This window comes from Streptomyces virginiae, assembly GCF_000720455.1.
In the GTDB taxonomy this organism is placed as follows: Bacteria; Actinomycetota; Actinomycetes; order Streptomycetales; family Streptomycetaceae; genus Streptomyces; species Streptomyces virginiae.
In genome coordinates this window covers 1-6545 of record NZ_JOAK01000066.1, presented here as the reverse complement: position 1 = coordinate 6545, position 6545 = coordinate 1, and the positions used below count along the sequence as shown (strand labels likewise).

Genomic DNA, 6545 nt, shown 5'->3' with positions numbered 1-6545 from the left:
CCCACCCCCCTTCCCGACCCCGACCGGGCGGCCGAACCCAGCCCCGCCGGCGCTTGAGGCGCGACCACCGGCCCGCAGGCGGAAGAACAACGGCAGCGCCCGGCCAGGGCAAGGGTGACCCCCGTCACGTCGTCCCACGATGCGGGACGAGTTCGTCCGCATCATGGACAGTAGTGGACTCCTCCAATCGGCCCATGACACGCTTCCGCCATGAATGGAGCTGGAATTGCCTTGGTGAGTCGGCGGCACGTCGACCTCGGCCGCATGTCCAGCGCCATCTGTCCGGCGTGCTGACGGAACCAGCAACCGCCGCACATCGCCGCAATCCCGGCATCGTCGCCGTGGAAGTGTCGATCACCGCAGTCCCCTGAAGGCCGAACACCGCCCTGTCCGCCGGTCACCCCGGCAAAGGCGCGGGCAATCGGCCGCACCCGCTCAGCGTCCAGGGGTCACGCCAACCCCACCCGCTACACCCGCCCCTGCCCTGAGCCGCCCAAGAAGGACGTACCGCCATGGCCGCCACCCCCGAAACGCCCGCAGCAGCACCCGCAGCCGCCGCGCGCCGCAAGACCGGCCGTCACCGCGGCGAGGGTCAGTGGGCCGTCGGACACCACACGCCCCTCAACGGCAACGAGCAGTTCAAGAAGGACGACGACGGTCTCAATGTGCGGACACGCATTGAGACGATCTACGCCCACCGGGGTTTCGACTCCATCGACCCCAACGACCTGCGCGGCCGCATGCGCTGGTGGGGCCTCTACACCCAGCGCAAGCCCGGGATCGACGGCGGCAAGACCGCGATCCTGGAGCCGGAGGAGCTGGACGACAAGTACTTCATGCTGCGCGTGCGCATCGACGGCGGCCGGCTGACCACCGAGCAGCTGCGCGTCATCGGCGAGATCTCCGAGGAGTTCGCCCGCGGCACCGCCGACCTCACCGACCGCCAGAACGTGCAGTACCACTGGATCCGGATCGAGGACGTCCCGGAGATCTGGCGCCGCCTGGAGGCCGTCGGCCTGTCCACCACCGAGGCCTGCGGTGACACGCCCCGCGTCATCCTCGGCTCGCCCGTCGCCGGCATCGCACAGGACGAGATCATCGACGGCACCCCCGCCATCGACGAGATCTACCGCCGCATCGTGGGCAACAAGGACTTCTCCAACCTGCCCCGCAAGTTCAAGTCCGCGATCTCCGGCTCGCCGCTGCTCGACGTGGCGCACGAGATCAACGACATCGCGTTCGTCGGCGTGAACCACCCCGAGCACGGTCCCGGCTTCGACGTCTGGGTCGGCGGGGGCCTGTCCACCAACCCCAAGCTCGGTGTGCGCCTGGGCACCTGGGTCTCGCTCGACGAGGTCCCGGACGTCTACGAGGGCGTCATCTCGATCTTCCGCGACTACGGCTACCGCCGGCTGCGCACCCGCGCCCGCCTGAAGTTCCTCGTCGCCGACTGGGGTCCGGCCAAGTTCCGCCAGGTCCTGGAGGACGAGTACCTGAAGCGGAAGCTGACCGACGGCCCCGCGCCCGAGCAGCCCTCCGGTCAGTGGCGCGACCACGTCGGCGTCCACCAGCAGCAGGACGGCAAGTTCTACGTCGGCTTCGCGCCCCGCGTGGGCCGCGTGGACGGCGCCACCCTGACCAAGATCGCGGACATCGCCGAGCAGCACGGCTCCGGCCGCCTGCGCACCACCGCCGAGCAGAAGATGATCGTGCTCGACATCGAGGCCGACCGGGTCGACTCGGTCGTCGAGGCGCTGGAGGCCCTGGACCTGCGGGTCAAGCCGTCCCCGTTCCGCCGCGGCACGATGGCCTGCACCGGCATCGAGTTCTGCAAGCTGGCCATCGTCGAGACCAAGGCGCGCGGCGCCTCGCTCATCGACGAGCTGGAGCGCCGTCTGCCGGACTTCGCCGAGCCGATCACCATCAACATCAACGGCTGCCCGAACGCCTGCGCCCGTATCCAGGTGGCGGACATCGGTCTCAAGGGGCAGCTGGTCCTCGACGACGACGGCAACCAGGTGGAGGGCTACCAGGTCCACCTGGGCGGCGCCCTCGGCCTGGAGGCCGGCTTCGGCCGCAAGGTCCGCGGCCTCAAGGTCACTTCGGCCGGTCTGCCCGACTACGTCGAGCGGGTCGTCAAGAGCTACGAGGAGCAGCGCGAGGACGGCGAGCGCTTCGCGGCCTGGGTCGCCCGCGCGGACGAGAAGAGCCTCTCGTGAGCGAGCGAGCCGCGCCGTTCTACTGCCCGTACTGCGGCGACGAGGACCTGTTCCCCAACGAGACGGGCCACGGCGCGTGGGAATGCAGGGCCTGCAACCGGGCCTTCCAGCTGAAGTACCTGGGGCTGCTGTCCCGGGGCGTCGGGACGAACTCAGCGGGAGGGGACGAGATATGACCACCACGCAAGACGCCAGTCTCAAGAACGCCGGCCTGAAGGCCGCCACCCTCAAGGAGCTGGCCGAGCAGGCCGGCCGTGACCTGGAGGACGCCTCCGCGCTCGACATCCTGCGCTGGGCGGCCGACACGTTCGGCGGGAAGTTCGCCGTGACCTCCTCCATGGAGGACGCGGTCGTCGCCCACCTGGCCTCGCGGGTCTTCCCCGGTGTGGACGTGGTCTTCCTCGACACGGGCTACCACTTCGAGGAGACCATCGGCACCCGGGACGCGGTCGGCGCGGTGATGGACGTCAACGTCATCACGCTGACCCCGCGGCAGACCGTGGCCGAGCAGGACGCCGAGTACGGGCCGAAGCTGCACGACCGGGACCCCGACCTGTGCTGCGCGCTGCGCAAGGTCAAGCCGCTGGAAGAGGGCCTGACGGCGTACGACGCGTGGGCGACGGGGCTGCGCCGCGACGAGTCCCCGACCCGGGCGAACACCCCGGTGGTCGGCTGGGACGAGAAGCGGCAGAAGGTCAAGGTCTCGCCGATCGCCCGCTGGACCCAGGACGACGTGGACGCGTACGTCGCCGAGCACGGCGTACTCACCAACCCGCTGCTGACGGACGGCTACGCCTCCGTCGGCTGCGCCCCCTGCACCCGCCGCGTGGCGGAGGGCGAGGACGCGCGGTCCGGCCGCTGGGCCGGGCGGGGCAAGACCGAGTGCGGACTGCACGGCTGATGACGACCAGCGAAGAACTTACGGAGACAGAGCAGATGAGCGTGAGCGACCAGGGCGCCACGGTGTGGCTGACCGGGCTGCCGAGCGCGGGCAAGACCACCATCGCCTACGCGCTGGCCGAGCGGCTGCGTGCCGAGGGCCACCGCGTGGAGGTGCTCGACGGGGACGAGATCCGCGAGTTCCTCTCGGCCGGACTCGGCTTCACCCGCGAGGACCGGCACACCAACGTGCAGCGGATCGGCTTCGTCGCCGAACTCCTCGCGAGCAACGGCGTCAAGGCGCTGGTGCCGGTGATCGCGCCGTTCGCGGACAGCCGCGAGGCCGTCCGCAAGCGGCATGCCGCCGCCGCGACGGACTACCTCGAAGTGCACGTGGCCACCCCGGTCGAGGTGTGCTCCGAGCGTGACGTGAAGGGTCTGTACGCCAAGCAGGCGGCGGGCGAGATCTCCGGTCTGACCGGGGTCGACGACCCGTACGAGGCGCCGGAGTCCCCGGACCTCCGTATCGAGTCGCACACGCAGACCGTGCAGGAGTCGGCCTCGGCCCTGCACGCGCTGCTCACCGAGAGGGGTCTGGCATGACGACGACCGTCGCACACGTCCACGAAGAGACGGACGCGCCCTACGCGCTGTCGCACCTCGACGCCCTCGAGTCCGAGGCCGTGCACATCTTCCGCGAGGTGGCGGGCGAGTTCGAGAAGCCGGTGATCCTCTTCTCCGGCGGCAAGGACTCCATCGTCATGCTGCACCTGGCGCTCAAGGCGTTCGCGCCGGCGCCGGTGCCGTTCTCGCTGCTGCACGTCGACACGGGCCACAACTTCCCCGAGGTGCTGGAGTACCGCGACCGCACCGTCGCCGAGCACGGGCTGCGCCTGCACGTGGCGTCCGTCCAGGACTACATCGACGCCGGCACGCTGCGCGAGCGCCCCGACGGCACCCGCAACCCGCTGCAGACCGTCCCGCTGACGGAGGCGATCCAGAGCCTCAAGTTCGACGCGGTCTTCGGCGGCGGCCGCCGCGACGAGGAGAAGGCCCGCGCCAAGGAGCGCGTGTTCTCCCTGCGCGACGAGTTCTCCCAGTGGGACCCGCGCCGCCAGCGGCCCGAGCTGTGGCAGCTCTACAACGGCCGCCACGCGCCCGGTGAGCACGTGCGCGTCTTCCCGCTGTCCAACTGGACCGAGCTGGACGTGTGGCAGTACATCGCCCGCGAGGGCATCGAGCTGCCGGAGATCTACTTCGCCCACGAGCGCGAGGTCTTCAAGCGCAACGGCATGTGGCTGACGGCCGGCGAGTGGGGCGGCCCCAAGGAGGGCGAGACGCCCGAGACGCGGCTCGTCCGCTACCGCACCGTCGGCGACATGTCCTGCACCGGCGCCGTCGACTCCGACGCCGTCACGCTCGACGCCGTGATCGCCGAGATCGCCGTCTCCCGGCTCACCGAGCGGGGCGCGACCCGCGCCGACGACAAGATGTCCGAGGCCGCGATGGAAGACCGCAAGCGCGAAGGGTACTTCTAGAAATGACCAGCACCACCGATCAGGTCGCCGGGCTCGACGACCTCGCGGCGACCACCCTGCTGCGCTTCGCGACCGCCGGTTCCGTCGACGACGGCAAGTCCACCCTGGTGGGCCGGCTGCTGCACGACTCCAAGTCGGTCCTGACCGACCAGATGGAGGCCGTCGAGGCCGTCTCCGCCCAGCGCGGCCAGGAGGCCCCCGACCTCGCGCTGCTCACCGACGGCCTGCGCGCCGAGCGGGAGCAGGGCATCACCATCGACGTCGCGTACCGCTACTTCGCCACCGCGCGCCGCCGGTTCATCCTCGCGGACACCCCCGGGCACGTGCAGTACACCCGGAACATGGTGACCGGAGCCTCCACCGCCGACCTGGCGGTGGTCCTCGTCGACGCCCGCAACGGCGTGATCGAGCAGACCCGCCGACACGCGGCCGTCGCGGCCCTGCTGCGCGTCCCGCACGTGGTCCTCGCCGTGAACAAGATGGACCTCGTCGGCTACGAGGAGCCGGTCTTCGCGGCGATCGCCGAGGAGTTCACCGCCTACGCCTCGGACCTGGGCGTCCCGGAGATCACCGCGATCCCGATCTCGGCCCTCGCCGGTGACAACGTGGTGGAGCCGTCGGCGAACATGGACTGGTACGGCGGCCCGACGGTGCTGGAGCACCTGGAGACGGTCCCGGTCAGCCACGACCTCACCGCCTGCCCCGCGCGTTTCCCGGTGCAGTACGTGATCCGTCCGCAGTCCGCGGAGCACCCCGACTACCGCGGCTACGCGGGCCAGATCGCCTCCGGCGTGCTGCGCGTCGGCGAGGCCGTCACGGTCCTGCCGTCGGGCCGGACCTCGGTCATCGAGGGCATCGACGCGCTGGGCGAGCCGGTGGACATCGCCTGGGCCCCGCAGTCGGTGACGGTGCGGCTGAAGGACGACATCGACATCTCCCGCGGCGACCTGATCGCGCCGTCCGCGAACGCCCCCGCGACCACGCAGGACGTCGTCGCGACGGTGTGCCACGTGGCGGACCAGCCCCTCGCCGTGGGCGCCCGGGTGCTGATCAAGCACACGACCCGCACGGTCAAGGCGATCGTCAAGGAGATCCCCTCGCGGCTGACGCTGGACGACCTGTCCCAGCACCCGGAGCCCGGGCAGCTGGTGGCGAACGACATCGGCCTCGTGGTCGTCCGTACCGCCGAGCCCCTCGCGCTCGACGCGTACGCCGACTCCCGCCGTACCGGATCCTTCCTGCTGATCGACCCGGCGGACGGGACCACCCTGGCCGCGGGCATGGCGGGCGAGTCCTTCGCTTCCCAGGCCGAGACGACCGTCCAGCCGGACGACGAGGGCTGGGACTTCTAGACCATGTTCGTCGATCTCTACTCGACCTTCGCGAAGGAGGGCGGCCGCGTGGGCAGCGGCGCCCTCGGCAGCGGCCAGGGGGGCGTGGCGCGATGTGCGCGATGACCGTTCGCCGCGAGCCGTACCCGCCCCTGCTCCACAGACGAGAATCCGCGCCGTAGAACGACGGCGCGGCGAGAGGAAGCCCTCCCGTGCCTGCCACCGGTTCCACCCGTAAGACCCTTCGACGCGGCCTCGCCGCCGCCGCTGCCCTGCCGCTCCTGATCGGCGCGCTCGCCTCCTGCGGCTACGGCTCCCAGGCCGAGGACAAGGGCGACGGCAAGGCGAACGCCCCCGCTGCGGACGGCAAGAAGCTGTCGGCCTCCGAGGTCCGTATCGGGTACTTCCCGAACCTGACGCACGCCACCGCGCTCGTCGGTATCCAGGAGGGCCTGATCGAGAAGGAACTGAACGGCACGAAGATCAAGCCGCAGACCTTCAACGCCGGTCCGTCCGAGATCGAAGCCCTCAACGGCGGCTCCCTCGACATCGGTTTCATCGGCCCCTCGCCGTCCATC

Annotated in this window: 8 protein-coding genes; all 8 read left to right on the top strand. The window is 70.7% G+C overall.

The genetic code is table 11. The features are described from left to right. Positions 1–194: 194 nt before the first annotated feature. Entirely contained in the window at positions 195–371 is a 177-nt protein-coding gene (locus IG86_RS45705; protein WP_157854987.1) for a hypothetical protein, read from the top strand. A gap of 141 nt (positions 372–512) precedes the next feature. Continuing rightward, complete coding sequence (locus tag IG86_RS0137715; protein WP_030826408.1) at positions 513–2219, top strand: nitrite/sulfite reductase; 1707 nt, start codon at positions 513–515, stop codon at positions 2217–2219. Then, positions 2216–2395 (top strand): hypothetical protein, encoded by a 180-nt coding sequence (locus tag IG86_RS0137710; protein ID WP_030826410.1) that lies wholly within the window; start codon positions 2216–2218, stop codon positions 2393–2395. The genes IG86_RS0137715 and IG86_RS0137710 overlap by 4 nt, the downstream gene beginning before the upstream one ends. After that, positions 2392–3120, top strand: a complete 729-nt coding sequence (locus tag IG86_RS0137705; protein ID WP_030826412.1) for a phosphoadenylyl-sulfate reductase — start codon at positions 2392–2394, stop codon at positions 3118–3120. Before IG86_RS0137710 ends, IG86_RS0137705 begins: the two co-directional genes overlap by 4 nt. 35 nt (positions 3121–3155) lie before the next feature. After that, entirely contained in the window at positions 3156–3701 is a 546-nt protein-coding gene (cysC, locus tag IG86_RS0137700) for an adenylyl-sulfate kinase (protein ID WP_030826414.1), read from the top strand. Next, positions 3698–4636: a sulfate adenylyltransferase subunit CysD gene (cysD, locus tag IG86_RS0137695; protein WP_030826416.1), complete on the top strand. Its 939-nt coding sequence runs from the start codon at positions 3698–3700 to the stop codon at positions 4634–4636. Before cysC ends, cysD begins: the two co-directional genes overlap by 4 nt. A 2-nt stretch (positions 4637–4638) precedes the next feature. Next, the gene (locus tag IG86_RS0137690; protein WP_030826418.1) at positions 4639–5988 is read left to right on the top strand and encodes a sulfate adenylyltransferase subunit 1; all 1350 of its coding nucleotides are present in this window, start codon (positions 4639–4641) and stop codon (positions 5986–5988) included. A 191-nt stretch (positions 5989–6179) separates the two neighbouring features. Further along, positions 6180–6545, top strand: a 366-nt coding sequence (locus tag IG86_RS0137685; RefSeq protein WP_030903009.1) for an ABC transporter substrate-binding protein, incomplete at its 3' end; no start/stop codon positions are given.

Excerpts from the sequence above, each read along its gene's own strand:
- IG86_RS45705 (WP_157854987.1), top strand. The coding sequence starts at position 195 with ATGACACGCTTCCGCCATGAATGGAGCTGGAATTGCCTTGGTGAGTCG.
- IG86_RS0137715 (WP_030826408.1), top strand. The coding sequence starts at position 513 with ATGGCCGCCACCCCCGAAACGCCCGCAGCAGCACCCGCAGCCGCCGCG.
- IG86_RS0137705 (WP_030826412.1), top strand. The coding sequence starts at position 2,392 with ATGACCACCACGCAAGACGCCAGTCTCAAGAACGCCGGCCTGAAGGCC.
- cysC (WP_030826414.1), top strand. The coding sequence starts at position 3,156 with ATGAGCGTGAGCGACCAGGGCGCCACGGTGTGGCTGACCGGGCTGCCG.
- cysD (WP_030826416.1), top strand. The coding sequence starts at position 3,698 with ATGACGACGACCGTCGCACACGTCCACGAAGAGACGGACGCGCCCTAC.
- IG86_RS0137690 (WP_030826418.1), top strand. The coding sequence starts at position 4,639 with ATGACCAGCACCACCGATCAGGTCGCCGGGCTCGACGACCTCGCGGCG.